The following is a 26,342-nucleotide window of genomic DNA, read 5'->3' on the forward strand; positions in this document are numbered from 1 at the left end:
GCGGTTCGCCGCAGGGGCCGCTAAGACCGGAAGCCTAGTCGCCTTTCCGGCGCCGATTGCCTGTCCTTCCAGCCGAAGGCGCGTGCCGTGGATATTTACCTGCCGATCGCCGAAGTCTCGGTGAACTGGCCGCTCCTGGTTCTGCTGGGGGCGCTGGTCGGATTCGTGTCCGGTCTGTTCGGCATCGGCGGCGGCTTCCTGATGGCGCCGGTCCTGGTCTTCCTGGGGATTCCGCCGACGGTGGCGGTGGCCAGCCAGGCCAGCCACGTCGTCGCCTCCTCGACCTCGGGCGTCATCCGCTATTCCGGCATGAAGGCGGTCGATTATCGCATCGGCGGCATCATGGCTGTCGGCGGGGCGCTGGGCGCCGTGCTGGGCGTTGAGCTGTTCCGCTATCTGCGCCTGCTGGGTCAGGCCGACCTGGTGGTGGCCCTGTCCTATCTGCTGTTCCTGGGCTCGATCGGCAGCATGATGCTGTACGAAAGCCTGACGCAGATCCTGCACCGCGTCCGGGGCGAGACGCCGCCGCGCAAGGAACGTCGCCGCCCCATGTGGCTGTACGGCCTGCCGTTCAAGATGCGTTTCCCGCGTTCGGGTCTCTACATCAGCGCCATTCCGCCGTTCGGCCTGGGCGTGTTTGCAGGGATTCTGTCGGCCATCATGGGGGTGGGCGGCGGCTTCATCCTGGTGCCGGCCATGCTCTATGTGCTGCGGATGAAGGCCAGCGTGGTGGTCGGCACCAGCCTGTTCCAGATCATCATCACCACGGCCATCACGACGGTGCTGCAAGCCGGACGCAACCAGACGGTGGACATCGTCCTGTCGACCATCCTGCTGCTGGGCGGGGTGGTGGGGGCCCAGTACGGCGCCAAGCTGTCGGGCCGGTTCCGCGCTGAAGAAATGCGGGCGGCGCTGGGGCTGATCGTGCTGTTGGTCGGCATCCAGATGGGGCTGGAGCTGTTCGTGCGGCCCAGCGACCTGTTCCTGCTGGCGCCGGGGGTGGCGGACTGATGTTCCAGGTTCTGCCGTCGGAGCCGCCGCCCCAGGTCGCGGCGCCCGAGATCATCATCGAACGCTCCGCCGCCACGACCGAGGAGGTGCGGGTCGCCGCCGCCCTGACGGACGCGCGGGTGGATGTGGACTCCGGGTTCAAGGGGGCGTCGATCGTCCTCTACGGCGCCGTGTTCAACCCGACCGATACGCCCGCGGACGTGGTGGTGGTGGTGCGCGGCCCCGACGCGCCGGTCCGCCTGGTCAAGAAGACGCGCAACATGGGGGTCTGGCTGAACAGCCGCCCGGTGCTGTTCGAGGGAGCGCCCGGCTTCTACATGACCGCCTCGACGCGGCCGCTGAGCGACATCGCCGACTTCGGCCAGTTGCGCCGTCTGGGCGTGGGCGTCGATCACCTGCGCATCGATGCGCCGGAAGAGGCCCGCACCGTCACCCGCTACGGCGTGCGCGACGTGGTCATCAGCCGCCTGGGCGAGGACTATCTGGACTGGCGCCGCGCCGTCATCCGGCTGAAGGAGGCGGCGGCCCTCTATGACACCGACCCCAAGGGGGTGGAGTTCGTCGATCGGGGCCTGTTCCGCGCCGAGGTCAAGCTGCCCGCCGTGGCGCCGACGGGGAAGTACTACGCCGAGGTCTGGCTGTTTCAGGAGGGGGCTCCGGTGTCGGTGTCCAACATGACGCTGACCGTCGAGAAGGTGGGGCTGGAGCGCGACATCTATGAGTTCGCCCACAACCGCCCTTGGAGCTACGGCGTGCTGTGCGTGCTCCTGGCGGCGATGACGGGCTATGCGGCGTCGCGGGTGTTCCGGAGTCGGTGACTTCTCACCCGCTCATCTCGGCGTCCGCCGGGGCGAGCGGAGGTTGGGGCTGCGCTCAAGCAGCGAGCAACCGCGTTGCGAGCGTAGCGCCAACAAAAAGGGCGGCCCGCGAAGGCCGCCCTTTCCGTTTCGCCTGTACCTGAGCCTCAGGCGGCCTTGGTCTGCGGCGCGAAGCGGCCGTAGAAGGTCTCGTCCTTGGCGGCCATGTCGCGCAGAAGCTGCGGCGCCTTGAAGCGGTCGCCGTATTTGGCGGCCAGTTCGTCGGCCTTGGCCACGAAGGCCTTCAGTCCGGTCTGGTCCATGAAGGTGATGGGGCCGCCGGTCCAGGGCGCGAAGCCCCAGCCCAGGATGGCGCCCAGGTCGCCTTCGCGCGGGTCGTCGATGACGCCCTCTTCCCAGCAACGGGCCACTTCCACCGCCTGGCGATACAGCAGACGGGTCTTCAGCTCGTCGATGGCGGCCAGCGCCTCGGGGCTTTCGCCGAAGGCGTCGCCCTTGGTGGTCGGGGCCAGTTCGGCCAGGCCCGGCCAGATGACCTTGGGCTTCTGGTCGTAGTCGTAGAAGCCCTTGCCGTTCTTGCGGCCGTAGCGGCCCTGCTCGACCATGGTGGCGACGATCTGTTCGCCTTCGGTCGGGACGTACTTGTCGCCCAGATCCTCGCGGGTCTGTTTGGCGATCTTGTACGACAGGTCCAGGGCCACGTCGTCGTGCATCTCCAGCGGGCCGCGCGGCATGCCGGTCATGCGGCCGACGTTGTCGATCAGCACGGGCGAATAGCCCTCTTCCAGCATGGCCATGCCTTCCATCAGGAAGGTGGAGAAGCAGCGCGAGGTGTAGAAGCCGCGGCTGTCGTTGACGACGATCGGCGTCTTCTTGATCTTCAGGACATAGTCCAGCGCCTTGGCCAGGGCCGCGTCGCCGGTCTTCTCGCCCATGATGATCTCGACCAGCATCATCTTGTCGACGGGCGAGAAGAAGTGGATGCCGATGAAGTCCTCCGGCCGCACGCTGGCCTCGGCCAGACCCGAGATCGGCAGGGTCGAGGTGTTGGAGCCGAACACGGCGCCTTCCGCCAGTTGAGCCTCGGCGCGCTTGGTGACGTCCGCCTTGATCTCGCGGTTTTCGAACACGGCCTCGATGACCAGGTCCGAGCCCTTGATCAGGTCATAGTCCGTCGTCGCCGTGACCAGGGCCAGGGTGGCGTCGAACTTCTCCTGGGTCATCTGACCGCGCGACAGGCGCTTCTTCAGCAGTTCCTCGACGTGGGCCTTGCCCTTGTCGGCGGCTTCCTGGGTCTGGTCGATCAGCACGGTCTCGATGCCGGCCATGACCTGCACATAGGCCACGCCTGCGCCCATCATGCCGGCGCCCAGGACGCTGACTTTCTTGGGATCGGACTTGGGCACGCCGGCCGGCCGCACGGCGCCCTTGTCCAGTTCCTGCTTGGACAGGAACAGGCTGCGGATCATGGCCTGGGCCTGGGGCGTCATCAGGGTCTTGATGAAGTAGCGCGTCTCGATGCGCAGGCCGGCCTCGATCGGCACCTGCACGCCTTCATAGACGGCCTTCATCATGTTCAGCACGGCCGGGTAGTTGCCGTAGGACTGCTTGCGTAGAATGGCGTTGCCCATGATGAAGACCTGGGCGCCCGCCGGGTGGTAGGGGCCGCCGCCGGGGATCTTGAACTTGGGATCGTCCCACGGCTGGACGGCCTTGCCGCCGTTCTTGATCCAGGCCTTGGCGGCCGCGACCGACTGGCCCTTCTCGACGACCTCATGGACGACGCCGGCGCCCTTGGCGTCGTTCGGGCGCCAGGACTTGCCTTCGGCCATCTGCATCAGGGCGGTCTGCACCCCGATCAGGCGCGTCAGGCGCTGGGTGCCGCCGCCGCCGGGGAAGAGGCCGACCTTGATCTCGGGCAGGCCCAGCTGGATCTTCGGGTCGTTCTCGACGACGCGATAGTGGCAGGCCAGGGTGAACTCCAGTCCGCCGCCCAGCGCCAGGCCGTTGATGGCCGCCGCGACCGGCTTGCCCGAGGTCTCCAGCGCGCGGAAGGCGCCGTTCAGCGCCCAGCCGGTGTCGAACGCCTTTTGCAGGTCGCCGCCGCCGGCCAGCATGCCCGACGCCATGTCGCCCAGGTCCGCCCCGGCGCAGAAGCCGGTCGTCTTGCCCGAGGTCAGGACCACGCCCTTGATGGCGTCGTCGGTCTTGATCTTTTCGACCAGGGCCGGGATCTCGGCGATCACGGCCGAGGTCAGGGTGTTCATCGAACGGCCCGGCACGTCGAAGGCGACCGTGGCGATGCCGTCGGCGTCGATGTCGATCTTGAAGTTTTCCATAGTCATTCGCTCCCGGATCAGACGCGTTCGATGACGGTGGCGGTGCCCATGCCGCCGCCGATGCACAGGGTGGCCAGGGCCGTCGACTTGTTCGAGCGTTCCAGCTCGTCCAGCACCGTGCCCAGGATCATGGCGCCGGTGGCGCCCAGCGGGTGGCCCATGGCGATGGCGCCGCCGCAGACGTTGATCTTGTCGTGCGGGATGTCGAGCGCCTGCATGTAGCGCAGCACCACGGCCGCAAAGGCCTCGTTCAGTTCATACAGGTCGATGTCGCCCGGCTGCATGCCCAGCTTGCCCAGCAGCTTGCGGGTGACGGGCTCGGGGCCCGTCAGCATGATCGACGGTTCGGAGCCGATCGAGGCGCCGCCCAGGATTTTCGCGCGCGGCTTCAGGCCCAGGGCCTCGCCCATCTCCTTGGAGCCGACCAGGATGCCCGCCGCGCCGTCGACGATGCCGGACGAATTGCCCGGCGTGTGGACGTGGTTGACGCCCGCCGCCTCGGGGTAGCGCTGGTTGATCACGGCGTCGAAGCCCATGCCGCCCATCATGACGAACGAGGGGTTCAGCCCGCCCAGGGTCTGCATGTCCGTCTTCGGACGAATGGTCTCGTCACGGTCCAGCTGGGTCAGGCCGAGCTGGTTCTTGACCGCGATCACCGATCGATCGAAGCGGCGCTCGGCCCAGGACTGGGCGGCGCGCTTGTGGCTTTCGACCGAATAGGCGTCCACGTCGTCGCGGCTGAAGCCGTATTTGGTGGCGATCATGTCGGCCGAGACGCCCTGCGGCACGAAATAGGTCGGAAAGGCCGCCGAGGGGTCGGTCGGCCAGGCGCCGCCGTCGGAACCCATCGGTACGCGGCTCATGGCCTCGACGCCGCCGCCGACGGCCATGTCGGCCTCGCCGGACTTCACCTTGGCGGCGGCCATGTTCACGGCCTCCAGACCCGAGGCGCAGAAGCGGTTGATCTGTACGCCCGCCGTCTCCTGGCCCCAGCCGGCCGACAACACGGCGGTGCGGGCGATGTCCGAGCCCTGCTCGCCCACCGGCGACACCACGCCCAGGATCACGTCATCGACCTTGGCGGTGTCCAGGCCGTTGCGGTCGCGCAGAGCCTCCAGAACCTGGGTCGCCAGGCTCAGGGCCGTGATCTCGTGCAGGCTGCCGTCCTTCTTGCCCTTGCCGCGCGGGGTGCGCACGGCGTCGTAGATGTAGGCGTCGGCCATGGAGCGTCTCTCTTCTTTTGTGTCCCTACCGTTCGCTGCGCGACAGCGAACTGCATGAGGGACGGTTTTCTGGTGTCCCTATCGCTCGGCGCGCGGCGCCTCGCTGCATGAGGGACGGTTGTCGTCTTGGTTGGGAGGCGGTGGGCGGACGGATCCGATCATCGCGTCTGGAATTGAAACTCAGGTCGTTAGAAAGCCGACGTTTACGTCAACGTCAAGTAACAAGGCGCGTGAGGTCGCCGGATATGAAAAGGGCGGGCCGTTGTGCGCGGCCCGCCCTGTCTTCTTAGCCTCAGCGGCGCGCCAGCCGCACCAGCTTGCCGTTCTCCTCGTCGGTGACGACCCAGACGGCGCCGTCAGGCCCGACCGCCACATCGCGGATGCGCTCGCCCAGGCCGGTCAGCAGACGCTCTTCGCCGACCACGCGGCCGTCCTGAAGCACCAGGCGGACCAGATGCTTGCCGCCCAGGCCGCCGATCAGGGCGTTCCCCTTCCAGTCGGAGAACATGGCGCCGTCGTAGAAGACCATGCCGCCCGGCGCGATCACCGGATCCCAGTAGTAGACGGGCTGGACGGTGCCTTCCTGCGTCGTCGTGGCGCCGGGGATGGCGTCGCCGCTGTACTCGATGCCGTAGGCCGCGCCCGGCCAGCCGTAGTTGGCGCCCGCCTTCTCCAGGTTCAGTTCGTCGCCGCCGCGGGTGCCGTGCTCGATGCTCCAGACCGCGCCGGTTTCCGGCTGGACGGCGATGCCCTGCGGGTTGCGGTGGCCGTAGGACCAGATCTCGGGCAGGGCGCCCTCGCGGCCGACGAAGGGGTTGTCGGACGGGACCGAGCCGTCGGCGTTGATGCGGATGACCTTGCCGTGGTGCGAGGCCAGGCTCTGGGCCGTCGGCCGCATCGGCCTGTCGGACCGCTCGCCGATGGTGATGTACAGCTTGCCGTCCGGGCCGAAGACCAGGGAAGAGCCGAAATGCTTGTCCCCGTCATAGGTGTCCTTGACCTGGAAGACGACCTGTACGTTCTCGATGCGGCTCAGGTCGTCCGACAGACGGCCGCGGGCCACGGCCGTGCCGTTGCCGCCGTCTCGCGGCTGGGCGTAGGACCAGTAGATCGTCTGGTCCTGGGCGAAGGTCGGGCTCAGGATCACGTCCAGCAGGCCGCCCTGGCCGCGCGCCGCTACGGCGGGCAGGCCGCCGATCGGCGCGCCGATCCGGCCCTGGGCGCTGACCACGCGCATCCGGCCGGGCTTCTCCGTCACCAGCCACTGGCCGTCCGGCAGCAGGGCCAGGCCCCAGGGATGCTCCAGACCCTCGGCCACGACGGCGTGTTGCATGGCGATCGTGGTGTTGACCGACGGCGCGCGGGTCTGGCCTTCGTGCGCCGGCTTCTGATCCGGGTTGTTGGGCGGACGAGTCTCGACCGGCGCGCCGACGGTGGCGGAGGACGACGCCTCATCCTGTCCATTGGCCCCGCAGGCGGCGAGAGCCAGGGCGGCGACGGAAGCGGCGAAGAGGGCGGGGCGCAGCATGACGGCTCCTAAACGGCGTGGCTTTGAGGGGCAGTCTGCCGCCAGACCGCGCTTTGCGCGAGCCGAAACGCGCCGCGACCGATAGTCCCGCACGAAATCCGCATCGAAGCGGCTTGAACCGGAGAGAAGGCGGCGATATACGCACCCCTCTCGCGCTCAGGGGTCGTTCTCGATCCGGCGCGATGTTCCGTAAGGGGTTGGGTAGCTCAGATGGTTAGAGCGGTGGATTCATAACCCACAGGTCGGCGGTTCGATCCCGCCTCCAACCACCACGGATTTTCCAAGCATTGTTATAGCCTGACGTCGTTTTCAGCTTCGTTGGTCTTTGGCCGGCAGCAAATGTCGCTTCCGAATTTGGCGGCTTCAGCGGTTCAGTCGAAATTGAACTCGCATCAACTGATCGAAGGCTGATCGCCGCTTCGGCGCTATCGCGCAGACCATGCCCGGCGTCAGCCTGAATGACTGACTCTGCTCGCAGATCGGCTTGCGACAGCAAAGTCCGTTGCTCCTCGTCGTCGCGCCGCTCATGGACGAGACTCTCACGAAATCTGACGGTTGATCGACGGCGGGGGCGGAGCATAGGAGGGCCCGCCGCTCCTGAGAGGCGGCGGGCCAGAAATTCAGTCTTGAATTTAATTACAGCTGTTTGAATCTCTTAGGGTAGTTCGGAAGTTCGGCGCAGGCTCCATAGCCAAGCATCCACATGATGGCGCATCCGAGTTCATAGCCTGCCTCTCCGCGCGAGGAGTAGCGAGAGCTGGCGTGAGCGGCGCTCGCGACAGACGAGAACATCAAGGCAGCACAGGCGCCGGCGATCAGTTTCTTCTTCATAGTAGCCTCCCTCTACCGCTCACCCAGTGTGAGCGTGAAAATTCTACACAGGGCGATGTCGTTGCCGCTGTGGCAATTCGACGCTATCTGACAGTCACTGTCCGCAATGCTTGGGGGCTGCTATCGCAAGAGGGCTCATACAGCGATGGGCCTTGCGGCGGCGAAGCCGTATTGAGTCGTTCAGGATGATATCCGTGGCGAGGCGCACGACTTCGGTCGAGCGCGGGCGTTCTAGCCGTGCCGGAGAGCGGCTCCAGGCGGCGCCGGGAAGATGGAGATTGTCGCTGTTCTTGGCCAGGCAGGTTCTTGGCCTGCGAGGACGTCTCAGCCTTGCGGGATTCGAGTCGCTACGCCCGTGATCTTGCAGGCATAATCCGTCTGAGGGCGACCTGTCTGACCGCCGGTGGGCGACAGGATGCCGCCGCGGTCGCGGCATTCGGTTTCCAGCTTGTCCATTTCCTGCTGATAGGTCGGCAAGGGGCGGCCCGAGGCGCAGGCGGCGAGCGCCAGCGGGGCGAGGATGGCGGCGGCGACGAACAGGGGGGCGCGCATGACAATCTCCTTCGACAGGTGAAACGAGCGACGAGGCGCGATGATCTCTCCGAATGTTCCGCCGAGCAAGCGGTTCAGCCCGCCAGAACGCCCAGATGCTCCAGCAGGATCTTCAGGCCCAGCGCGATCAGGGCCACGCCGCCGATCAGTTCGACGATCTTGCCCAGCCGCGCGCCCGCCGCCTTGCCGACCAGCAGGCCCAGGGTCGCCAGGGCGAAGGTGGTGAAGCCGATGCAGGCGGCGATCAGCCAGATGTTGGCGTCCAGCAGAGCCAGGCCGACCCCCACGGCGCCGGCGTCGATCGAGGTGCCGACGGCGGTGGCGACCAGGGCCAGCAGGCCGCGCGACGCGGCCTTGCCGCCGGCGTCAGCCGTCTCGACGGCGTCTTCGTCGCGCTTCAACGCCTCCCAGATCATCTTGGCCCCGACCGCGCCCAGCAGGCCGAAGGCGATCCAGTGATCGATCGCCGCGACGAAGCCGGCGGCCGCCACGCCCAGGGCGAAGCCGATCAGGGGGGTGATGGCCTCGATCACGCCGAACACCAGGCCCGAGCGCAGGGCTTGGGACACCGTCGGCCGGTGCTGGGCGCCGCGCCCGATGGCGGCGGCGAAGGCGTCGGCGGACATGCTGACGGACAGGACGGCGATGGCGACGGGGGACATCATGGGAAAACACACTCGGCCGGACGCATGACAGCACGCTCCACGCACGGGCCGGCCCCGCAGGTGCAGCATGCTGGTCTCGCTAGGCGGAGGTGATCCGCTGATCGCGCCATGCTCCTGACGACAGGAGCAAGTGTGTTGACGCGACCCCGGCTGGGATATGCCGGAAGCTACTCCCCAACGGCCGCCCCTCTAACGCCTCGTTCCGAGTCTATCAACCCGCGCATGGCCAAAGGCGACAAGACGCCCCATCTGTGCTAGACGCCGCCGCTTCATCCTTCGCCGCAGGACATCCGCCCTTGAGCATTTCGCTCGATCTCTCGCGCGCCAGCGCCCCCGTTCAGGGTATGGTCAAGACGCCCGTCAACCTCAGCGGTCTGACGCGCGACGAGCTGCGCCAGGCCCTGATCGACGCCGGAATCTGCCCGCCGGAAAAGGCCAAGATGCGCGCCTCCCAGGTTTGGCGCTGGATCCACCACTACGGCGTCACCGACTTCGCCCTGATGAGCGATGTGGCCAAGGACACGCGCGCCAAACTGGCCGAGGCTTTCACCCTGGCTCGCCCCGAGATCGTCGAGCGTCAGGTGTCCAAGGACGGCACCCGCAAATGGCTGATCCGCACGGCGCCGGGCATCGAGATCGAGACCGTCTACATCCCCGACGTGGGCCGGGCGGGCGCCCTGTGCGTTTCGTCCCAGGTGGGCTGCACCCTGAACTGCACCTTCTGCCACACCGGCACGCAGAAGCTGGTCCGCAACCTGACCACGGCCGAGATCGTGGCCCAGGTCCAGGTGGCCCGCGACGACCTGGACGAGTGGCCCTCGCCCAAGGAAGACCGCCGCCTGTCCAACATCGTCTTCATGGGCATGGGCGAGCCGCTCTACAATCTGGACCACGTCGCCAACGCCATCGACATCATCTCGGACAATGAGGGCATCGCCCTGTCGCGTCGCCGGATCACCGTGTCGACCTCGGGCGTCGTGCCGCAACTGAACGCCCTGGGCGAGCGCACGGCGGCCATGCTGGCGATCAGCCTGCACGCCACCAACGACCCCTTGCGCGATCAACTGGTGCCGCTGAACAAGAAGTATCCGCTGGACCAGTTGATGGCCGCCATCCGCGCCTATCCCGGCCTGTCCAACGCGCGCCGGGTGACGTTCGAGTACGTCATGCTGAAGGGCGTCAACGACAGCCCGGCCGAGGCGCGCGCCCTGATCAAACTGATCGAGGGCATTCCGTCCAAGGTGAACCTGATCCCGTTCAACCCCTGGCCCGGCACCGATTATCAGTGCTCGGACTGGAAGACGATCGAGACCTTCGCCGCCATCCTGAACAAGGCCGGCTACGCCTCGCCCATCCGCACCCCGCGCGGTCGCGACATCCTGGCCGCCTGCGGCCAGCTGAAGTCCGAGAGCGAAAAGCTGCGGGCCAGCGCGCGGATCAAGGCTGAGCGCGAAGAGGCCGACGCGGCCTGAGGCGCCGACCGTCCGGTTGGACGCTTTGTCCGCCGACTGTGGCGCGGGCGCCCTAGCGGAAGGGCCAAGCTTTCGGGCAAGGGTGTTTTGGTTTCGTTCCCCTTCAGGCTGGGAGGCTAGGGTTCGTCGTCATGGAGACCTCGTCGTTGCCGGGCGTGCTGTCGACGCCTGAACTCCAGGCGTTTGCGACGGGCTTTCCGATCCTGATGCTGCACCTGGCCGTGACCTTCGGCCTGCTGGCGGCGGGGGCGGCGGTCTATGCGCTGCTGACGCCGTGGCGTGAGATCGCCCTGATCCGCCAGGGCAACCCGGCCGCCGCCGTGGCCTTTTCCGGAGTGCTGGTCGGCCTGGCCATTCCGCTGGCGGTGTCCCTGTCGGTGTCGACCTCGATCCGCGACATCGCCATCTGGGGCGTGGCGACGGTGGTGCTGCAACTGCTGGCCTTCCGCGTCGTCGACTTCCTGCTGCACGGCCTGCCGCAACGGATAGAGAAGGGCGAGACCTCCGCCGCCGTGGTCCTGGCCGGGGCCAAGCTGTCGACCGCCCTGATCCTGGCGGCCGCCCTGACGGGTTGAGGGGGCGGCCTTGCGCTTTCCCCACCTTCCCGACTGGACCATCTACGCCGCCGTCATCGGGGTGATCCTGATTGCGTCCCTGAACCGGGGCGAGCGGGCTGATGCGCCGCACGACTTCCATGCCGAAGAACCGACAGGGCCGTTGCTGGGGCCGATCACCCCCTTTGATCCGTCCGTCACGGTCGACACCTCGGACGAGCATGAGCCGGTGTCGGGCACGGCCTTCTCCATCGCCGGGGACGGGCGCTGGATCACCGCGCGCCATGTGGTCGAGGGCTGCCGCAAGCCGGCCCTGGTGATCGACAAGACCCGCGCCCTGGCCGCCGACGTGCGCCTGGCCGCGCGGGCGGACGTGGCCCTGCTGCTGACCGACGGCGGGCCGCCCGCCCTGCCGATCGCGCCCCAGGCGCCGCTCTACAAGGGCCAGCGCGCCTTCCATCCCGGCTTCCCCCAGGGGCGGCCGGGCGAGGTGGCCTCGCGCCTGATCGGCCGCGAGACGCTGAAGATACGCGGTCACCGCTCCTATGACGAGCCGGTGCTGGCCTGGGCCGAAGCCGGCCGTACGAGCGGGCTGAAGGGCACCTTGTCAGGTTTGTCCGGCGCGCCGGTGCTGGATCGTCGCGGGCGGGTGCTGGGCGTGACCATCGCCGAGTCGCCTCGGCGCGGCCGCATCTACACCACGGCGCCCGACACCTTCGTCCCCACGGTCGGCGCCCAGCAGCGCGCCGACGAAGCCGCCCTCGGCCAGGCGGTGACGACCCAGAACTACGGCGCCGTCTCCGACCGCCTGCGTCAGGATCTGCGGGTCGCCCAGGTGGTCTGCCTGACGACGTGAGTGAATGAGTTTCCTCCCTGTTCGCGAAGCGGACGGGGAGGTGGATCGGCGGCGAAGCCGACGAGACGGAGGGGCCGCTTGGTTCCGCCGTCCTAGCCCCTCCACCGCTTTCGCGGTCCCCCTCCCCATTTGCATGGGGAGGAAAAGATCGCCCGGCGCCCTATTTCAGCGAGGCGCTGCCCAGGTTCAGTTCGGTCAGCGGAATGACCTCGACGTTCGGATACTTGGCTCGCAGGCCGTCGATGAACTTGGAGGCGTCTCCGACCACGACCAGGCTGGCCCGGTCGGCCGGCAGGTGTTCGGCGAAGGCGGCTTCGACTTGTTGCGGCGTGACCGCGCGGACGCGCCCGGCGTAGTCGGCCAGATCGCTCATCGGCAGGTCGTAGAGGGCCAGGTTGGCGACCAGGCCGCCCAGGCCGTCGACCGTCTCCAGCGAGCGGCCGAAGGCGCCGATCAGGGTGGCGCGGCGCGGAGCCAGTTCGGTCTCGGTCGCCGGTGCGTCGCCCAGCTTGCCGATCTCGGCCAGCATCAGATCGACGACCTCGGTCGCCGATTCGTTCTTGGTCTGGGTCGAGGCGGTGAAGACGCCCGCGTCCGCCCGCGCGCCGAGCGACGATCCGGCGCCGTAGGACAGGCCCTTCTCGATGCGGATCTTCTGGTTCAGCCGCGAGGAGTAGCCGCCGCCCAACAGGGTGTTGCCGACCGTCAGCGGGAAGAAGTCGGCGTCGGTGCGGCTGACGCCGCGGATGGCGGCGACGACCGCCGCCTGGCCGGCGCCCGGCTGGTCGATGACGACGACGCGCGGGGCCAGGGCCTGGCCCGCCTTGTCGATGGCGGCCGGCGCCGGACCGGCGTCGCGCCAGTCGCCGAAGGCTTCATCCGCCAGGGCGCGGGCCTCGGCCGGGGTCACGTCGCCCGAGAAGACCAGGGTCGCCTGCGATGGACGGAAGCGGTCGGAGTGGAAGATCGCCACATCGTCGCGCGTCAGGGCGGGGATGCTGTTCACCGTGCCCGAACCCGGCGCGCCGTAGGGGGCGTCGCCGTAGATCACGCGGCCCACCGACTGGGAGGCGACGGAGCCCGGCTGGCTCAGCGCCACGCGCAGGCCGTCCAGCGTCTGGGACTGCTGACGCTCCAGTTCCTCGGCGGCGAAGGTCGGGTTGCGCACCAGATCGGCCATCAGGGTCAGGGTCTGGCCGAACACGTCCTTGGGCGCATTGGCGTAGACATTGGTGAAGTCGGCGCCCGCGCCCGCGCCGATGCTGGCGCCCAGCTGCTCGATGGCGGTGGCGATTTCCGGGGCGGCCCTGGTCGTCGTGCCCTGGGTCAGCAGGGCGGCGGTCATGGAGGCCACGCCCGGCTTGCCCGCCGGATCATGGGCCGAACCGGCGTTGAGGTTCAGCCGCGCCGAAACCAGCGGCAGCCCCTGCGTCGGGGCGACCAGCACGCGCAGGCCGTTGTCCAGACGGAAGTCGGCGATGGCCGGGGTGGCGGGCGACACTTCCGGCCCCGGCTGGGGCAGGCGGGCGCGCTCGGCTTCCGGCAGCAGGACGGCGACCGGACCGGCCGGAGCCAGGGAGGCGACCGTGACGGGGGCGTCGACGTTCTTCTTCTGCTCGCTGGGCGCGTTGGCGTCGTTGGCGGGCAGGTAGTTGATGGTGATCTGGCGCTGCGGCGTCAGATAGCGGCGGGCCACGCGCTGCACGTCGGCGGCGGTGACGGCCTGGATCTCGGCGATCTCGCGGTCGGCGGCGGTCGCGTCGCCGGTCATGATCAGGGCCATGCCCAGGGTGGTGGCGCGGTCGTCGATGCTTTCACGCCCGCGCAGGGCGTCGGCGACCAGCTCGTTCTTGGCCTCGGCCAGTTCGGCGGCGGTGACGGGCTCGTCGCGCAGGCGCGCGATCTCGGCCTCAAGCGCGGCCTTGCCGGTCTCGACCGTCTCGCCGCCCGCCATGATGGCGTAGGCGGTCAGATTGCCCGCCTGCTGGGCGAAGTCGGGGCTGGAGCCGATCGAGGCGGCGATCTGCTTGTCATAGACCAGCGAGCGGTACAGGCGGCTGCTCTCGCCGGTCGACAGGATGCCGTCCAGCACCGTCAGGGCTGCGCGGTCGGCGTCCTTGTAGGCCACGGTGTTCCAGGCCAGGGCGACGGCGGGCAGGGGCACGTTCGGCGCATAGTAGGTGGCGGTGCGCGGGCCGGTCGGCTCGGGCTCTTTCACGTCATTGGCGGGCATGGGCGTCGACGGACGCTTCAGCGGGGCGAAGTATTCGTCGACCCAGCCGTCCAGCTGCGCCTGATCGAAATTGCCCGCCACGATCAGCATGGCGTTGTCCGGCCGGTAGTAGGTGGCGTGGAAGCGCAGCACGTCGTCCAGGGTCGCGGCGTCCAGCTCCTCGATCGAGCCGATGCCCGGACGACGATAGGGGTGATCCTGATAGATGGTCTCGGGCGTGAACAGGCCGAACAGGCGGCCATAGGGGCTGGCCAGGATGCGCTGGCGGTATTCTTCCTTCACCACGTCGCGCTCGGAGGCGAAGTTCGCCTCGTCGACGACCAGGGAGCCCATGCGGTCGGCCTCGGCGAACAGGATGCGCTGCAGGTGGTTGGCCGGGACGACCTCGTAATAGGCAGTCACGTCGTCGGCGGTGAAGGCGTTGTTGAAGCCGCCGACGTCCTCGGTCAGACGATCGAACGTCTCGGACGGCATGTTCTTCGTCGCCTTGAACAGCAGGTGCTCGAACAGGTGGGCGAAGCCCGAGCGGCCCGCCGGATCGTCCTTTGACCCCACGCGATACCAGACCTGCACCGTGACGTTGGAGGTCGAGGCGTCGCGCGCCGTATAGACCTCCATGCCGTTGGCCAGCACCCGCTTGGCGAAGCCCAGCGGCGGCACCTCGACCCCGCTCTGGGCGGTCGACGCGGCGGCGGGCGGCGCCTTGGCCCAGGCCGGGGCGGCGGCGGGCAGGCCGAGCAGCAGCGCCGAGGCGCAGGCGGTCAGGATCAGGCGTTTCTTCATGAGGGGCGGCTTTCCAACGCCCGCAGTCGAAGAAACGGGCGCCGAAAGCCTAGCAGGGCGAAGCGCCGCCGCGCACCTTACGGAGCTGTAATGAAACGGGGAGACGTTACCGTCCAAACACCTCGACGCCGACGCCGCCATCGGTCGCCAGCCAGGCGCGTTTCATGCCCTGGCTGTTGTAGGGCTGGGCGATGTTGCCGTGACGGTCCAGGGCGATCAGGCCGCCGTCGCCGCCCAGGGCCCCGATGCGGTCGATGGTCGCTTGCGACGCCTCGGCCAGAGACTGACCGGCGGCCACGCCGAAGGCGGTGCGCGCGGCGGCGGCGACGCGGATGAAATACTCGCCCTGGCCGGTGCAGGAGACGGCGGCGTGCTCGTCAGCCCAGGTTCCGGCGGCGGGGATGGGGGTGTCGCCGACGCGGCCCGGCATCTTGCCGAACACGCCCGCCGTCGAGGTGGCGGCCGCCAAACGGCCCCGGCTGTCCAGCACGCAGCAGCCGACGGTGCCGTGGCTCAGGCCGCTGGGCGGATGGTTATCCTCGCCTTGACCGGCGCGGGTGTACCAGGTCTCGGGGTCTTCGACGCGCGCCAGGCCCTGTTCGGCGGCGAAGCGGGCGGCGCCGTTTCCGGCCAGCATGACGTGGGGGGTGCGGTCCATCACCGCGCGGGCGGCGACGACCGGGTTGCGGAACCCTTGCAGGGCGGCGACGGCCCCGGCCTTGCCGGTGATGCCGTCCATGAGGCTGGCGTCCAGCTCATAGTCGCCCGCCAGATTGGGCGAGGCGCCGCGTCCGGCGACATAAAGGCCGGAGTCCTCCAGCATGACGACCGCCTCGACCGCCACGTCCAGGGCCGAGGCCCCGGCGTCCAGCCGCGCCTTCATCGCCTCCACCACCTCGCGCATGTGCACGACCTCGGCGTCGTAGTTGCGCTCGCGCCGGGCGCCTGCGCCGCCGTGAAGGATGAGGGCGGGTTTCGCCATGATCGTCTCCTCAGAACCCATTCGGTCTCTTTGCATCGGGCCGCAGGCTGATTAGCGTCGCCGGCGTGTCGGCGCCATGGCCGATGGGGGGATAGCTGAAAAGAGTTCCTATGCGTGCAGTCCTGTCCAAGGCCCCCGGCGGCCCGGAATCGCTCGTCGTCGAGGAGATCATGGACCCCACGCCCGGTCCGGGCGAGGTGGTGATCGAGGTCAAGGCCGTGGGCGTCAACTATCCCGACGCCCTGATCATCGCCGACAAATACCAGTTCAAGCCCGAGCGCCCCTTCGCGCCGGGGGCCGAAGTCGCGGGCGTCGTCGACGCGGTCGGCGAGGGGGTGAAGGGCGTGTTCCGGGGCGACCGCGTCGTCGCCGTGCCCGGCTGGGGCGGCATGGTCGAGCGGCTGAAGGTCAAGGCCGACAGCCTGATCCCCATTCCCGACGGCATGGACTATGAGACCGCCGCCGCCTTCATCATGACCTACGGCACCAGCTACTACGCCCTGAAGGATCGGGCGCAGCTGCAGCCGGGCGAGACCCTGCTGGTGCTGGGCGCGGCAGGGGGCGTCGGCGCGGCCGCCGTCGAGCTGGGCAAGGCGATGGGCGCGCGCGTGGTCGCCGCCGCCTCGACCAACGACAAGGTCGAGTTCGCGCTGGAACTGGGCGCCGACAACGGCCTGATCTACCCCTCCGGCCCGATGGACAAGGCGGCCCAGAAGGAGCTGTCGGGCGAGTTCAAGCTGTCGACCGGCCGCGACGGCGCCGATGTGGTCTTCGACGGGGTGGGCGGCGATTACGCCGAGCCGGCCCTGCGCGCCATGGACTGGAACGGCCGCTATCTGGTGGTCGGCTTCCCGGCGGGGATTCCGTCGCTGCCGCTGAACCTCACCTTGCTGAAGTCGGTGTCGGTGGTCGGCGTCTTCTGGGGCGCCGCCGTCGCCCGCGATCCGAAGGCCCACGCCGCCAACATGGCCGAGCTGATGCAGCTCTACGCCGAGGGCAAGATCAAGCCGCGCGTCAGCCGCACCTTCCCGCTGGAGCGCGCCCATGAGGCCATCCAGGCCCTCAGCGACCGCTCGGCCGTCGGCAAGATCGTGGTGAAGGTGGAGGACTAGGTCTAGCCCTCGTCTTCCCGCAGCCGCTTCAGCGCCTGCGCCGCCTGATCGTGGTGGCGGGGCTTGAGGTGGGCGCCCAGGGTCGCCAGCACCGCCGCGATCACCGCCGCGTCGTCGGTGAAGCCGATGCCGGCGAAGATGTCGGGAATGGCGTCCACCGGCATGACGAAATAAGCCAGCGCCCCCAGGATCAGCCCCTTGGCCGCCAGCGGCGTCTTGGGATCCTGGGCGGCGTACCAGGCGGCCATCGCCTGTCCGGCGAAGGGGATGCGGGCGGCGGTGCGTCGCATCTTGGGCCAGAAGCCCTTGCGCACGCGCATCTCGTTCACCTTCTGCACGGCGGGAACCAGAGCCTTTTCAGGATTGATGGCGTCATCGGGCGACACCCCGTTGGTCTTTGCGGTCATGGCCGCTAAATCCTCGCACGAGCACTCGGTTCAATCGAATATAGGACGACTTTCATGAAACTCGACGCTTCGATCGCAGCAGTGGTGACGGGCGGGGCTTCGGGCCTCGGCGAAGGCACGGCGCGCGCCCTGGCGGCCAAGGGCGTCAAGGTCGCCCTGTTCGACCTGAACGAAGAGCGCGGCGAGGTCATCGCCCAGGAGATCGGCGGCGTCTTCTGCAAGGTGGACGTGACCTCGGACGACAGCGTCGCCGCCGGCTTCGCCAAGGCCCGCGCCGCCCACGGCCAGGAACGCCTGACCGTCAACTGCGCCGGGATCGCCACCGGCCAGAAGACCGTCAGCCGCAAGCGTGAGACCGGCGAGATCCGCGCCCACGACATGGTCCAGTTCGAGCGCACCGTTTCGATCAACCTGTTCGGCACCTTCCGCGTCCTGTCGCAGTCGGCGGCGGGCATGGTGACGCTGGAGCCGATGGAGGACGGCGAGCGCGGCCTGATCGTCAACACCGCCTCGGTGGCGGCCCAGGACGGCCAGATCGGCCAGGCGGCCTATTCGGCGTCCAAGGGGGGCGTCTACGCCATGACCCTGCCGGTGGCGCGCGACCTGATGAACGAGGGCGTGCGGGTCAACACCATCCTGCCGGGCATCATGTGGACGCCGATGATGGCGGGCATGGACCAGAAGGTGCAGGACGCCCTGGCGGCCATGATCCCCTTCCCCAAGCGCCTGGGCACGCCGGCCGACTACGCCGCCCTGGCCCTGCATCTGGCCGAGAACACCTACATCAACGGCGAGTGCATCCGTCTGGACGGGGCTATTCGCCTCGCCCCTCGCTAAGCGAGGCGGCTGAAGGCCGCTAACGCTCGCCGCGCGGCGGCTCGCTGCTTGAGCGGGCTGGGCGCGCATAACGGGCGGACGGCTCTGTTTTGAAGCGGCCCTCGGGGCGTCCGCGCGGGCGTTTCGGGGGCCGTTTTCGTGTGAAGTTTCAGGGCTATTCGAAAAAAACCGACGGATTGGACGAAAATCGAAAAAGGGGCTTGCGCGATCCGAAGTCGGTCCGCTATACGCCCCTTCCTCGACGGGGAGCAGCACATCGCTCCCAACGGAGTGCGGGCGTAGCTCAGGGGTAGAGCATCACCTTGCCAAGGTGAGGGTCGGGCGTTCGAATCGCCTCGCCCGCTCCAGTCGAAAGGGAAAACGGGGTCCGGCCGCAAGGTCGGGCCCCGTTTCCTTTTGCGCTCCGTTCATCGCCGCACATGAAAAAGGCCCGACGATCGCGTCGGGCCTTTTCACGTTCTGCACCCCTTGCCCTACAGCCCCAGCGCGGCGCGGATGTCGCGCCAGTCGACGTATTTGAAGTTCTGGGTTCCGGTGTCGTTGACGTCGTCCTGGATCACCACCAGGCCCTCGGGGAAGGGGCCGACCGCACCGCCCAGGGCGGCCAGGCCGTCGGTGCCCGTCACCCCGTCGACCACCCCGTCCACGACCACGAAGCGGCCCTTGTACTGCGGCTCTGCGCCGTCGATGCGCCAGACGGGGAAGGTCGAGTCGCCCTGACTTGAGGCGATCAGATAGCGCGCGGCGCCGTCCGTCAGCGTCGTCAGCCCTTCGGCGTCGGCCACCAGCAGCCCCGGCGCGACCGGCTGGACCAGGGTGCGCGTCCCGCCCGAAGCCGGATCGAGGCCGTAGCGCCACAGGCCGACGTTCTCCTCGGCGATATAGAGGGCGTCGGTCGCCGGATCGGCGGCGCAGCCTTCGGAGATGGAGCCGATCTCGGCGCGGCGGACCAACTGTGCGGCGGGGCGGCCGTCGGTCCCGGCAGCGACGATGAACTGACGCAGTTCGCCTTCATGGCCGACCAGGACGGCGTGAACCTCCTCGCCGCGCCGGGCGAAGCAGAAGCCGTAGGGCTCGACCACGTCGGTGGCGATGGAGCCCCAGTAGCGCACCTTGTTGTCGCCGGTCCCGGCCGGGTCGAACAGATAGAGGGCGACGCCGGTGCGGCCCGGCGTGCGGTCGCTGGCCCCGATCAGCAACTGCGGGCGGCCGTCGAGGCTCAGGCCCTCGACCACGTCGACGTTGTTCAGCAGCCCCTCGGGCATGAACTGCAGGATGGTCCCGTCGAAGCCGTAGACGTAGAGGCCCGCCTTCTTGTCGGTGCCGACGACGAAGCCGGGGGTCTGGACGCCGCCGATGGTCACGGGCGTCGTCGAGGCCCAGACGGCGGGATCGTCGGCCGCGTCGTCGCCGACCGTGCCGACCGAGGGCGTCTCCAGCACGGCGCGCACGGGCGCGCCCTGGCCGACGAAGCCGCCGCCCTCGCCCTGATAGTCCGCCTCATGCCCGGCGCAGGCGGCCAGAAGCAGGGCGGGGGCCAGAAGGCCGGCGAGCGAACGCAGGGGCAGGGAGGCGGGCATGAGCGGGGCTTTCCGTCCGAATGAGGAATGTCCGCCCGAAACACGCGCGCGACCGAGCGGTCAACGGCGCCGCCGCGACGGTTCGGCGATGGTTCGACAACGGATGATCCGCGTCGGGACGAACTGTCGTCATCCCGTGTTCCGCTCGCAGATTCCTTTTCGTGAAACCGTCGCAGCCGCGTCGTCGCGGCGCATTAGCCATCCCGCCGGAACCGGGCCGCCAGAAGCGGCGCCGGCCTTCGGGGATATGGACATGAAGCTCGGACTTCTTCTCAGCGCGGCGAGTCTGCCGCTGGTTTTCGCTGTCGCCGCCCAAGCTGCTGACGCCAGGGCTGCCGACGTGGCGGTTGACGCCGCTCCGGCCGTCGCGGCCGCCCCGGCGGGCGACGGCCTGATCGGTCGCGTCGTCAAAGCCGACGGTTCGCCCCTGCCGGGCGCCGAGATCATCGACCGCGCCAGCGGCCGCCGCGCCGTCAGCAACAGCCAGGGCGAGTTCAACCTGGGCGGCGTCTCGGGCCAGGTCACGCTGGAGGCCCGCTACATCGGCCTGCCGACCGCGACCCAGACGGTCGCCGCCGCGCCGGGCCGCCTGACCTCGGTCACCGTCATGATGGGCTCGGGCGATGCGGTCGCCGTGGCCGACGTCATCGTCAACGGCGTCATCACCGAGGGCGTGGCCCGCTCGCTGAACCAGCAGAAGAACGCCGATGGCGTGATCAACGTCCTGTCGGCCGACGCCATCGGCCGCTACCCCGACCCGAACGTGGCGGAATCGCTGCAGCGCGTGCCGGGCATCGCCATCCAGCGCGACCAGGGTGAGGGCCGCTACATCAACGTGCGCGGCGCGCCGTCGGCCTTCACCGCCGTGTCGGTGGACGGGGTGACGGTTCCGGCCGTCGATCCGAGCACGCGCGCGGTCGACCTGGACACCCTGCCCAGCGACATCGTCTCCAACATCGAGATCTCCAAGACCCTGCTGCCGAGCCAGGACGCCGACTCGATCGCCGGCGCCGTCAACATCAAGACCCGCTCGGCCTTCGACCAGCGCCGCCTGGCCGTCAGCGGCTATGCCGGCGGCAGCTACAACGACTACGGCGGCGAGGACATCCGCGCGGGCGCCACGGCGTCGAACGTCTTCGGCGCGGACCAGACCTTCGGCGGCCTGCTGTCCTACTCCTACTCCAAGACCAACCGCCGTCCCGACAACGTCGAGTCCGGCTGGACCAAGATGAAGACTCCCGAAGGCGGCGAGGTGTTCGCCCTGGAGGAAAGCCTGTTCAAGGACTACGACACCGAGCGCACGCGCCAGTCGATCAACGGCTCGCTGGAGTTCCGTCCGTCGGACGCCTATCGCGCCTGGGTTCGCGGCTCGTTCGCCCAGTTCGAGGACGACGAATACCGCAACCAGCTGCTGCTGACGTATGACGAAGGAAACCTTCAGGCCGGCGCCACCGACCGCAAGGCGACCTTCGACGAGGTGACGGTCGAGCGCCAGCTGCGTCACCGCACCCAGAAGAACGAGATCCTGACCCTGACGACCGGGGCCGAGCGCATCTTCGGCAACGGCGCCGTGTGGGACGCCAACATCTCCTGGGCCAGCAGCGAGCAGACCTATCCGAACCGCAACGAACTGCTGTTCCGGTCGCGGGCCAAGCCGTCGGTCACCTATGACTTCACCGGCGATCACTACCAGCCGACCTATTCGATCTTCACGACCGGCGAACACATGGATGCGGCGCAATACCGCTTCCGCGAGAACGCCTTCCGTTCCAGCACGACCGAGCAGGACGAACTGACCTTCCAGACCAATTTCGAACTGCCTTCGGTTATCGGCGGCCGGGAAGTCACCTGGAAGTTCGGCGGCAAATACCGCACCCGCGATGTCTCGGCCGACGAGGACCGCTTCCGCAGCCGTGACGCCGCCCATGCGCCGTCGCAGTCCTACGCCGACCTGCTGACGGGCTCGGACTCGCGTAACTACGACTATCTGTTGGGCAAGAAGTTCAACAATGGCCTGGTGGACGACTACTTCGGCCAGATGCGCCCGCTGTCGCCGATCCGTCCGGCGGATTCCATCGCGGCGGACTATACGGCCAAGGAAGACATTCTGTCGGCCTACGCCCAGGGCCGCCTGGACATCGGCGCGACCAACATCATCTTCGGCCTGCGCGTCGAGAACACCAAGTTCGAGGGCGAGGCCGCCAGCCTGATCGATAACGACGGCACCAAGCCCTATGACATGGCGCGGGTCGATCGCGACGACACCGAGTTCTTCCCCAACCTGACGGTCCGTCACAGCTTCTCGGACAATCTGATCGGCCGCTTCGCCCTGACGCGCTCGATCTCGCGCCCCGAGTTCAACCAGATCGTCCCGCGTCGTATCGAAGAGACCGACGGCACGGACATCTCGTATGAGATCGGCAACCCGGACCTGCAACCGACGCTGTCGAACAACGTCGACTTCGGGCTGGAATACTATTTCGCCTCGCTGGGCGTGGTGTCGGCCAACGCCTTCTACAAAGACCTGACCGACTACCGTTACATCCTCAAGTACGAGGACAAGGTGACGATCGACGGGACCGAATTCGACGCCGAGTTCGAGACCCCCATCAACGCCCCCAACGGCCATCTGATGGGCCTGGAGCTGAACTGGCAGCAGAAGTTCAGCTTCCTGCCGGGCTGGGCCTCGGGCTTCGGCGTCTTCGCCAACTACACCTGGACCGACGCCGAGATCGAAACGGCCCAGGCCTATGGCGGACGCAACAAGTTCTCGCTGCCGGGCCAGTCGGAGAACAACTACAATCTGGCGCTCTTCTACGAGATGGCCGGCTTCAGCGCCCGCCTCAGCTACACCAAGCGCAGCGACTATCTGGAAGAGATCAACGCCGACGATCCCGACTTCGACCTGTTCGTCGAGGGCCGCGAGCAGCTGGACTTCACGGCCTCCTACGACTTCGGCAACGGGGTCGAAGTGTTCGGCGAGGCCAAGAACCTGACCGACTCGGCGGGCGTCCGCTACTACGGCTCGCGCGAGCGGACCTATGAGTACGAGAAGTTCGGCTACAACGTCTTCATGGGCGTGCGCTTCAAGTACTGATCGGTCGGTGAAGCGAAACGGAGGGCCGGGCGGCGACGCTCGGCCCTTTTGCCTTGCGGCTTTGGGCCGCTTTGCCTTTGGTCGGCATGGCCCCGGGCGCAAACCGGGCCTATATGGAGCCTGGCGGTTGACCCCGCCGGGGTCGGCGCTAGTGTCCGCGCCGTTTCCCGAACCCTGCGCCAGACCGATCAGAGGACTTCCATGGCCGACGCTTCCCAGACCTACGACGTGGTGATCATCGGGGGCGGGCCGGGCGGCTACAACGCCGCCATTCGCGCCGGCCAGCTGGGCCTCAAGGTCGCCTGCGTCGAGATGCGCTCGACCCTGGGCGGCACCTGCCTGAACGTCGGCTGCATGCCCTCCAAGGCCCTGCTGCACGCTTCGGAACTGTATGAGGCCGCGGGCAAGGACTTCGCCGGCATCGGCATCGAGGTGAAGCCCAAGCTGAACCTGGGCCAGATGCACAAGGCCAAGGACGACAGCGTCGAGGCCCTGACCAAGGGCATCGAATTCCTGTTCAAGAAGAACAAGGTCGACTGGCTGAAAGGCCGCGGCCGCATCGCCGGCCATGACGGGACTTTGGGTAAGGTCGAGGTCGAGGCCGCCGACGGCGCCAAGACGACCTATGACGCCAAGAACATCATCATCGCCACCGGCTCCGAGCCGACCCCGCTGCCGGGCGTCGCCTTCGAAGAGGGCAAGGTCATCGACTCGACCGGCGCCCTCTTCCTGCCCAAGGTTCCCAAGCACATGATCGTCATCGGCGCGGGCGTGATCGGCCTGGAGCTGGGCTCGGTCTGGCGCCGCCTGGGCGCCGAAGTCACCGTCGTCGAATACCTGGACAAGGTCGGCGCCGGCATGGACGCCGAGGTCGCCACCGCCTTCCAGCGCGGCCTGGCCAAGCAGGGCATGACCTTCCGCATGGGGACCAAGGTCACGGGCGCCAAGTCGGTCAAGGACGGCGTCGAGCTGACGGTCGAGCCCGCCGCCGGCGGCGCCGCTGAAACCCTCAAGGGCGACGTGGTCCTGGTCGCCATCGGCCGTCGTCCCTACACCGAGGGCCTGGGTCTGGAGACGGTCGGCGTCACGCCGGACCAGCGCGGCTTCGTCGGCCACGACCACTTCAAGACCTCGGCGCCGGGCGTCTGGGTCATCGGCGACGTGACCCACGGTCCGATGCTGGCTCACAAGGCCGAGGAAGACGCCGTCGCCGCCGTCGAACTGATCGCCGGCAAGCCGGGCCATGTCGACTATGACCTGGTTCCGTCGGTCATCTACACCACGCCGGAAGTGGCCTGGGTCGGCAAGACCGAGGAGCAGCTGAAGGCCGCGGGCGTCAACTACAAGAAGGGCAAGTTCCCCTTCGCCGCCAACAGCCGCGCCAAGATCAACCACGAGACCGACGGCTTCGTGAAGGTGCTGGCCGATGCGACGACCGACAAGCTGCTGGGCGTCCACATCTATGGCCCGCAGGCCGGCGAGCTGATCAGCGAAGCGACCATGACCATGGCGTTCGGCGGCTCGTCCGAGGACATCGCCCGCACCTGCCACCCGCACCCGACCCGCGCCGAAGCCGTCCGCCAGGCGGCCATGGGCGTCGAAGGCTGGACCATGCAGGCGTAAGCCTCACCGGCTTTCAGACCGCGATCTGAACGGCGCGCTCCGCACGGGGCGCGCCGTTTTTCGTTGCCGAAACTTAACTTGCTGGCCTCGGCGGCCATCTTCAGTTTCACCGCGAAACGGCGGGAGCGAGGGTGAAGCGATGCGTTTGGCGATTGGATTGGCGGCGGCGGCCTGGGCGGTGATCGGTTCTGTCGCCTCGGCGCAGGACTATCGACCCACGTTTCACCCTGACCAGTTGAAAGGCCCTCCAGCAGGCGCGTTCAATGAGGTTCTGGTGCTGGGCTCGCCGCACCTTTCCGCCCTGCCGGACAGCTTCCGGCCCGAGCTGTTGGAGCCCTTGCTTGATCGGTTGGCGACTTGGCGACCGACGGCGATTGCGGTCGAGAACCTTTCGGGTCTGCAGTGCGATGCTATGAAACGCCAGCCGACACGCTATGCCTCGACGATTAGAAGTTATTGCTATGATCCGGCCAAGGCCGGTGAAGCCGCTGCATTGGATGTTCCGGGCGCCAATGTCGAAGTCGAGCGTGTTCTGGCGGACTGGCCGGAGACGCCTTCGTCAACACAGAGGCGACAGCTCGCCCTACTTTTTCTGGCCGCCGGAGAAGCACCGTCCGCCGTGGTCCAGTGGCTGCGTCTGCCTGAAAGCGAGCGGTTTGCCCAGGACGGGCTGACGGAGGAGTTGGTTGCCGAACTGAACCGACGGATGACGCGTCGCAATGAGACCGAGCTGATCGCCGCAGCTCTGGCGGCGCGTCTGGGTCTGGAGAGGTTGTGGGCCGTTGATGACCACACGGCTTCTTCCGACATTCGACCGGACGAGCAGGAGGGCTATCGTCAGGCCATCATGGGATCTTGGGACAATCCGAATTCAAAGGCGCGAAAGGAAGCCTCAGCGGCGTTGGGCGCTGGTCTGGAGCGTCCAGGCGGCTTGTTGGCGATGTATCAGGCCTACAATGATCCGGCTGAAGCCGTAGCGGCCTATCGCTCCGACTTCGGCGCGACCCATGTGGAGCCGTCGCCCGAGGCGTTCGGGCGACGCTATCTCGGTTATTGGGAGACCCGCAACCTGCGCATGGTCGCCAACATCCGCGACGTGCTGGGGCGCTATCCGGGCACGCGGATGCTGACCATCGTCGGCGCCTCGCACAAAGGCTATTACGAGGCCTATCTGAACCAGATGCACGACGTGCGGCTGGTCAGTTCCGACGCGGTTCTGCGTTAGCGGCCCATTCTGCGGCCAGCACGGCGTAGATGAATTCGTCGCCCCAGACGCCGTTGAAACGGTCGTTCTGGATCAGGTGCGCCTCACGCCGGAAGCGCAGCCGTTCGACCACGCCGATGGAGCCGCGATTATCGGCGTCTAGTCGAGCGAATATGCGGTGCATGCCAAGCGTGGCGAAACCGGCGGCGACCAAGGCGCCGACGGCCTCGGTTGCGTAACCCTGCCCGTTAAAGTCGGGATTGAAGATGTAGCCGACTTCGGCCTGGAGCGCGCTCATGCTGGCGAGTTTGAGCAAGACCTCGCCCAACAAGGCGTTGTCCGTTCGGCGCGAGACCGCCAACCGCATGACATCGCCGTCCTTGGCGAATGCGGGAAGGGTTGCGGCGGTGAAGGCGGCGCGCGCCTCCTCGGCGTCGGGCGGCGCAGCGTAGAGAAAGCGATAGACCTCGGGGCGAGCGTGGTAGTCGCGGTAGGCCTCGAAATCGTCAGCACGGAAGGGGCGAAGCGACAGGCGTCGGGTTTCGATCGGCAGGGACGGAAGCGACATAGGAGCCTTGTTTGGGCGGTCGGGCTTCGTACATGTGAAGTCTATCGCCTATCGCAACGGGAAATCG

Annotated in this window: 21 protein-coding genes, 2 tRNA genes and 1 riboswitch; of the genes, 12 read left to right on the top strand and 11 right to left on the bottom strand. The window is 67.9% G+C overall.

Annotation, left to right across the window (positions count from 1 at the left end; all coding sequences use genetic code 11):
* The first annotated feature begins 87 nt into the window (after positions 1-87).
* Both EGK63_RS05740 and EGK63_RS05745 read left to right on the top strand, forming a co-directional pair.
* Entirely contained in the window at positions 88-1,011 is a 924-nt protein-coding gene (locus EGK63_RS05740; RefSeq protein WP_087138814.1) for a sulfite exporter TauE/SafE family protein, read from the top strand.
* On the top strand, positions 1,011-1,829 hold the full coding sequence (locus tag EGK63_RS05745; RefSeq protein WP_125900350.1) for a TIGR02186 family protein: 819 nt from the start codon (positions 1,011-1,013) through the stop codon (positions 1,827-1,829). The genes EGK63_RS05740 and EGK63_RS05745 overlap by 1 nt, the downstream gene beginning before the upstream one ends.
* Before the next feature lie 146 nt (positions 1,830-1,975).
* On the opposite strand, the gene EGK63_RS05750 is transcribed toward EGK63_RS05745, so the two are convergent.
* The 3 genes from EGK63_RS05750 to EGK63_RS05760 all read right to left on the bottom strand — a co-directional run bounded on the left by EGK63_RS05750 (position 1,976) and on the right by EGK63_RS05760 (position 6,916).
* Positions 1,976-4,168, bottom strand: a complete 2,193-nt coding sequence (locus tag EGK63_RS05750; RefSeq protein WP_125900484.1) for a 3-hydroxyacyl-CoA dehydrogenase NAD-binding domain-containing protein — start codon at positions 4,166-4,168, stop codon at positions 1,976-1,978.
* Between the two features lie 17 nt (positions 4,169-4,185).
* Positions 4,186-5,391, bottom strand: a complete 1,206-nt coding sequence (locus EGK63_RS05755) for an acetyl-CoA C-acetyltransferase (protein ID WP_003166334.1) — start codon at positions 5,389-5,391, stop codon at positions 4,186-4,188.
* Between the two features lie 292 nt (positions 5,392-5,683).
* Positions 5,684-6,916, bottom strand: coding sequence for a PQQ-dependent sugar dehydrogenase (locus EGK63_RS05760; RefSeq protein ID WP_125900485.1), 1,233 nt, complete (start codon positions 6,914-6,916; stop codon positions 5,684-5,686).
* Positions 6,917-7,114: 198 nt separating this feature from the next.
* Between EGK63_RS05760 and EGK63_RS05765 the strand changes: the two genes are divergently transcribed.
* Positions 7,115-7,191: transfer RNA gene (locus tag EGK63_RS05765), tRNA-Met, on the top strand.
* Between the two features lie 364 nt (positions 7,192-7,555).
* Here the strand turns inward: EGK63_RS05765 and EGK63_RS05770 are convergent.
* The 3 genes from EGK63_RS05770 to EGK63_RS05780 all read right to left on the bottom strand — a co-directional run bounded on the left by EGK63_RS05770 (position 7,556) and on the right by EGK63_RS05780 (position 8,967).
* Positions 7,556-7,750, bottom strand: a complete 195-nt coding sequence (locus EGK63_RS05770) for a hypothetical protein (protein ID WP_125900351.1) — start codon at positions 7,748-7,750, stop codon at positions 7,556-7,558.
* Positions 7,751-8,074: 324 nt separating this feature from the next.
* Positions 8,075-8,302 carry a hypothetical protein gene (locus EGK63_RS05775; RefSeq protein WP_125900352.1) on the bottom strand — a complete coding sequence of 76 codons (228 nt, stop codon included), beginning with the start codon at positions 8,300-8,302 and terminating at the stop codon, positions 8,075-8,077.
* 74 nt (positions 8,303-8,376) lie between these two features.
* Positions 8,377-8,967, bottom strand: a complete 591-nt coding sequence (locus EGK63_RS05780; protein WP_125900353.1) for a manganese efflux pump MntP family protein — start codon at positions 8,965-8,967, stop codon at positions 8,377-8,379.
* 12 nt (positions 8,968-8,979) lie between these two features.
* Positions 8,980-9,145, bottom strand: a riboswitch (yybP-ykoY riboswitch).
* A 118-nt stretch (positions 9,146-9,263) separates the two neighbouring features.
* On the opposite strand from EGK63_RS05780, the gene rlmN reads away from it, so the two are divergent.
* The 3 genes from rlmN (at position 9,264) to EGK63_RS05795 (ending at position 11,849) form a co-directional block, all read left to right on the top strand.
* Positions 9,264-10,439 (top strand): 23S rRNA (adenine(2503)-C(2))-methyltransferase RlmN, encoded by a 1,176-nt coding sequence (gene rlmN, locus EGK63_RS05785; protein ID WP_125900354.1) that lies wholly within the window; start codon positions 9,264-9,266, stop codon positions 10,437-10,439.
* A 131-nt stretch (positions 10,440-10,570) separates the two neighbouring features.
* Positions 10,571-11,014, top strand: a complete 444-nt coding sequence (locus EGK63_RS05790; protein ID WP_003166326.1) for a DUF350 domain-containing protein — start codon at positions 10,571-10,573, stop codon at positions 11,012-11,014.
* 10 nt (positions 11,015-11,024) lie between these two features.
* Positions 11,025-11,849: a serine protease gene (locus tag EGK63_RS05795; RefSeq protein ID WP_125900355.1), complete on the top strand. Its 825-nt coding sequence runs from the start codon at positions 11,025-11,027 to the stop codon at positions 11,847-11,849.
* 160 nt (positions 11,850-12,009) lie between these two features.
* On the opposite strand, the gene EGK63_RS05800 is transcribed toward EGK63_RS05795, so the two are convergent.
* Both EGK63_RS05800 and EGK63_RS05805 read right to left on the bottom strand, forming a co-directional pair.
* Positions 12,010-14,865 carry a pitrilysin family protein gene (locus EGK63_RS05800; protein ID WP_125900356.1) on the bottom strand — a complete coding sequence of 952 codons (2,856 nt, stop codon included), beginning with the start codon at positions 14,863-14,865 and terminating at the stop codon, positions 12,010-12,012.
* 106 nt (positions 14,866-14,971) lie between these two features.
* Positions 14,972-15,847, bottom strand: a complete 876-nt coding sequence (locus EGK63_RS05805; protein WP_125900357.1) for an isoaspartyl peptidase/L-asparaginase family protein — start codon at positions 15,845-15,847, stop codon at positions 14,972-14,974.
* Between the two features lie 110 nt (positions 15,848-15,957).
* Here EGK63_RS05805 and EGK63_RS05810 point away from each other — a divergent pair, with 110 nt between their 5' ends.
* Entirely contained in the window at positions 15,958-16,959 is a 1,002-nt protein-coding gene (locus EGK63_RS05810) for an NADPH:quinone oxidoreductase family protein (RefSeq protein ID WP_125900358.1), read from the top strand.
* 2 nt (positions 16,960-16,961) lie between these two features.
* Here EGK63_RS05810 and EGK63_RS05815 read toward each other — a convergent pair whose 3' ends face one another.
* Positions 16,962-17,366, bottom strand: a complete 405-nt coding sequence (locus EGK63_RS05815; RefSeq protein ID WP_125900359.1) for a YkvA family protein — start codon at positions 17,364-17,366, stop codon at positions 16,962-16,964.
* Positions 17,367-17,420: 54 nt separating this feature from the next.
* Here EGK63_RS05815 and EGK63_RS05820 point away from each other — a divergent pair, with 54 nt between their 5' ends.
* Together EGK63_RS05820 and EGK63_RS05825 are read left to right on the top strand one after the other, a co-directional pair.
* Positions 17,421-18,203: an SDR family oxidoreductase gene (locus tag EGK63_RS05820; RefSeq protein WP_125900360.1), complete on the top strand. Its 783-nt coding sequence runs from the start codon at positions 17,421-17,423 to the stop codon at positions 18,201-18,203.
* A 272-nt stretch (positions 18,204-18,475) separates the two neighbouring features.
* Positions 18,476-18,550: transfer RNA gene (locus EGK63_RS05825), tRNA-Gly, on the top strand.
* Between the two features lie 126 nt (positions 18,551-18,676).
* On the opposite strand, the gene EGK63_RS05830 is transcribed toward EGK63_RS05825, so the two are convergent.
* Positions 18,677-19,783, bottom strand: coding sequence for a phytase (locus EGK63_RS05830; RefSeq protein WP_125900361.1), 1,107 nt, complete (start codon positions 19,781-19,783; stop codon positions 18,677-18,679).
* 253 nt (positions 19,784-20,036) lie between these two features.
* Here EGK63_RS05830 and EGK63_RS05835 point away from each other — a divergent pair, with 253 nt between their 5' ends.
* The 3 genes from EGK63_RS05835 to EGK63_RS05845 all read left to right on the top strand — a co-directional run bounded on the left by EGK63_RS05835 (position 20,037) and on the right by EGK63_RS05845 (position 25,728).
* Positions 20,037-22,880 carry a TonB-dependent receptor gene (locus tag EGK63_RS05835; protein ID WP_125900362.1) on the top strand — a complete coding sequence of 948 codons (2,844 nt, stop codon included), beginning with the start codon at positions 20,037-20,039 and terminating at the stop codon, positions 22,878-22,880.
* Between the two features lie 201 nt (positions 22,881-23,081).
* Positions 23,082-24,503, top strand: a complete 1,422-nt coding sequence (gene lpdA / locus EGK63_RS05840; RefSeq protein WP_125900363.1) for a dihydrolipoyl dehydrogenase — start codon at positions 23,082-23,084, stop codon at positions 24,501-24,503.
* A 139-nt stretch (positions 24,504-24,642) separates the two neighbouring features.
* Positions 24,643-25,728: a DUF5694 domain-containing protein gene (locus tag EGK63_RS05845; RefSeq protein ID WP_125900364.1), complete on the top strand. Its 1,086-nt coding sequence runs from the start codon at positions 24,643-24,645 to the stop codon at positions 25,726-25,728.
* On the opposite strand, the gene EGK63_RS05850 is transcribed toward EGK63_RS05845, so the two are convergent.
* Entirely contained in the window at positions 25,703-26,275 is a 573-nt protein-coding gene (locus tag EGK63_RS05850) for a GNAT family N-acetyltransferase (RefSeq protein ID WP_125900365.1), read from the bottom strand. The two genes, EGK63_RS05845 and EGK63_RS05850, sit on opposite strands and share 26 nt — an antisense overlap.
* Between the last annotated feature and the right edge of the window lie 67 nt (positions 26,276-26,342).

Source organism: Brevundimonas sp. 357, assembly GCF_003938605.1.
GTDB lineage: Bacteria > Pseudomonadota > Alphaproteobacteria > Caulobacterales > Caulobacteraceae > Brevundimonas.

What these genes read in the sequence shown, in the direction of transcription:
- EGK63_RS05745 (WP_125900350.1), top strand. Translation starts at nt 1,011, where the DNA reads ATGTTCCAGGTTCTGCCGTCGGAGCCGCCGCCCCAGGTCGCGGCGCCC.
- EGK63_RS05750 (WP_125900484.1), bottom strand. Translation starts at nt 4,168, where the DNA reads ATGGAAAACTTCAAGATCGACATCGACGCCGACGGCATCGCCACGGTC.
- EGK63_RS05755 (WP_003166334.1), bottom strand. Translation starts at nt 5,391, where the DNA reads ATGGCCGACGCCTACATCTACGACGCCGTGCGCACCCCGCGCGGCAAG.
- EGK63_RS05770 (WP_125900351.1), bottom strand. Translation starts at nt 7,750, where the DNA reads ATGAAGAAGAAACTGATCGCCGGCGCCTGTGCTGCCTTGATGTTCTCG.
- EGK63_RS05775 (WP_125900352.1), bottom strand. Translation starts at nt 8,302, where the DNA reads ATGCGCGCCCCCCTGTTCGTCGCCGCCGCCATCCTCGCCCCGCTGGCG.
- EGK63_RS05780 (WP_125900353.1), bottom strand. Translation starts at nt 8,967, where the DNA reads ATGATGTCCCCCGTCGCCATCGCCGTCCTGTCCGTCAGCATGTCCGCC.
- EGK63_RS05790 (WP_003166326.1), top strand. Translation starts at nt 10,571, where the DNA reads ATGGAGACCTCGTCGTTGCCGGGCGTGCTGTCGACGCCTGAACTCCAG.
- EGK63_RS05800 (WP_125900356.1), bottom strand. Translation starts at nt 14,865, where the DNA reads ATGAAGAAACGCCTGATCCTGACCGCCTGCGCCTCGGCGCTGCTGCTC.
- EGK63_RS05805 (WP_125900357.1), bottom strand. Translation starts at nt 15,847, where the DNA reads ATGGCGAAACCCGCCCTCATCCTTCACGGCGGCGCAGGCGCCCGGCGC.
- EGK63_RS05810 (WP_125900358.1), top strand. Translation starts at nt 15,958, where the DNA reads ATGCGTGCAGTCCTGTCCAAGGCCCCCGGCGGCCCGGAATCGCTCGTC.
- EGK63_RS05815 (WP_125900359.1), bottom strand. Translation starts at nt 17,366, where the DNA reads ATGACCGCAAAGACCAACGGGGTGTCGCCCGATGACGCCATCAATCCT.
- EGK63_RS05820 (WP_125900360.1), top strand. Translation starts at nt 17,421, where the DNA reads ATGAAACTCGACGCTTCGATCGCAGCAGTGGTGACGGGCGGGGCTTCG.
- EGK63_RS05830 (WP_125900361.1), bottom strand. Translation starts at nt 19,783, where the DNA reads ATGCCCGCCTCCCTGCCCCTGCGTTCGCTCGCCGGCCTTCTGGCCCCC.
- EGK63_RS05835 (WP_125900362.1), top strand. Translation starts at nt 20,037, where the DNA reads ATGAAGCTCGGACTTCTTCTCAGCGCGGCGAGTCTGCCGCTGGTTTTC.
- lpdA (WP_125900363.1), top strand. Translation starts at nt 23,082, where the DNA reads ATGGCCGACGCTTCCCAGACCTACGACGTGGTGATCATCGGGGGCGGG.
- EGK63_RS05845 (WP_125900364.1), top strand. Translation starts at nt 24,643, where the DNA reads ATGCGTTTGGCGATTGGATTGGCGGCGGCGGCCTGGGCGGTGATCGGT.
- EGK63_RS05850 (WP_125900365.1), bottom strand. Translation starts at nt 26,275, where the DNA reads ATGTCGCTTCCGTCCCTGCCGATCGAAACCCGACGCCTGTCGCTTCGC.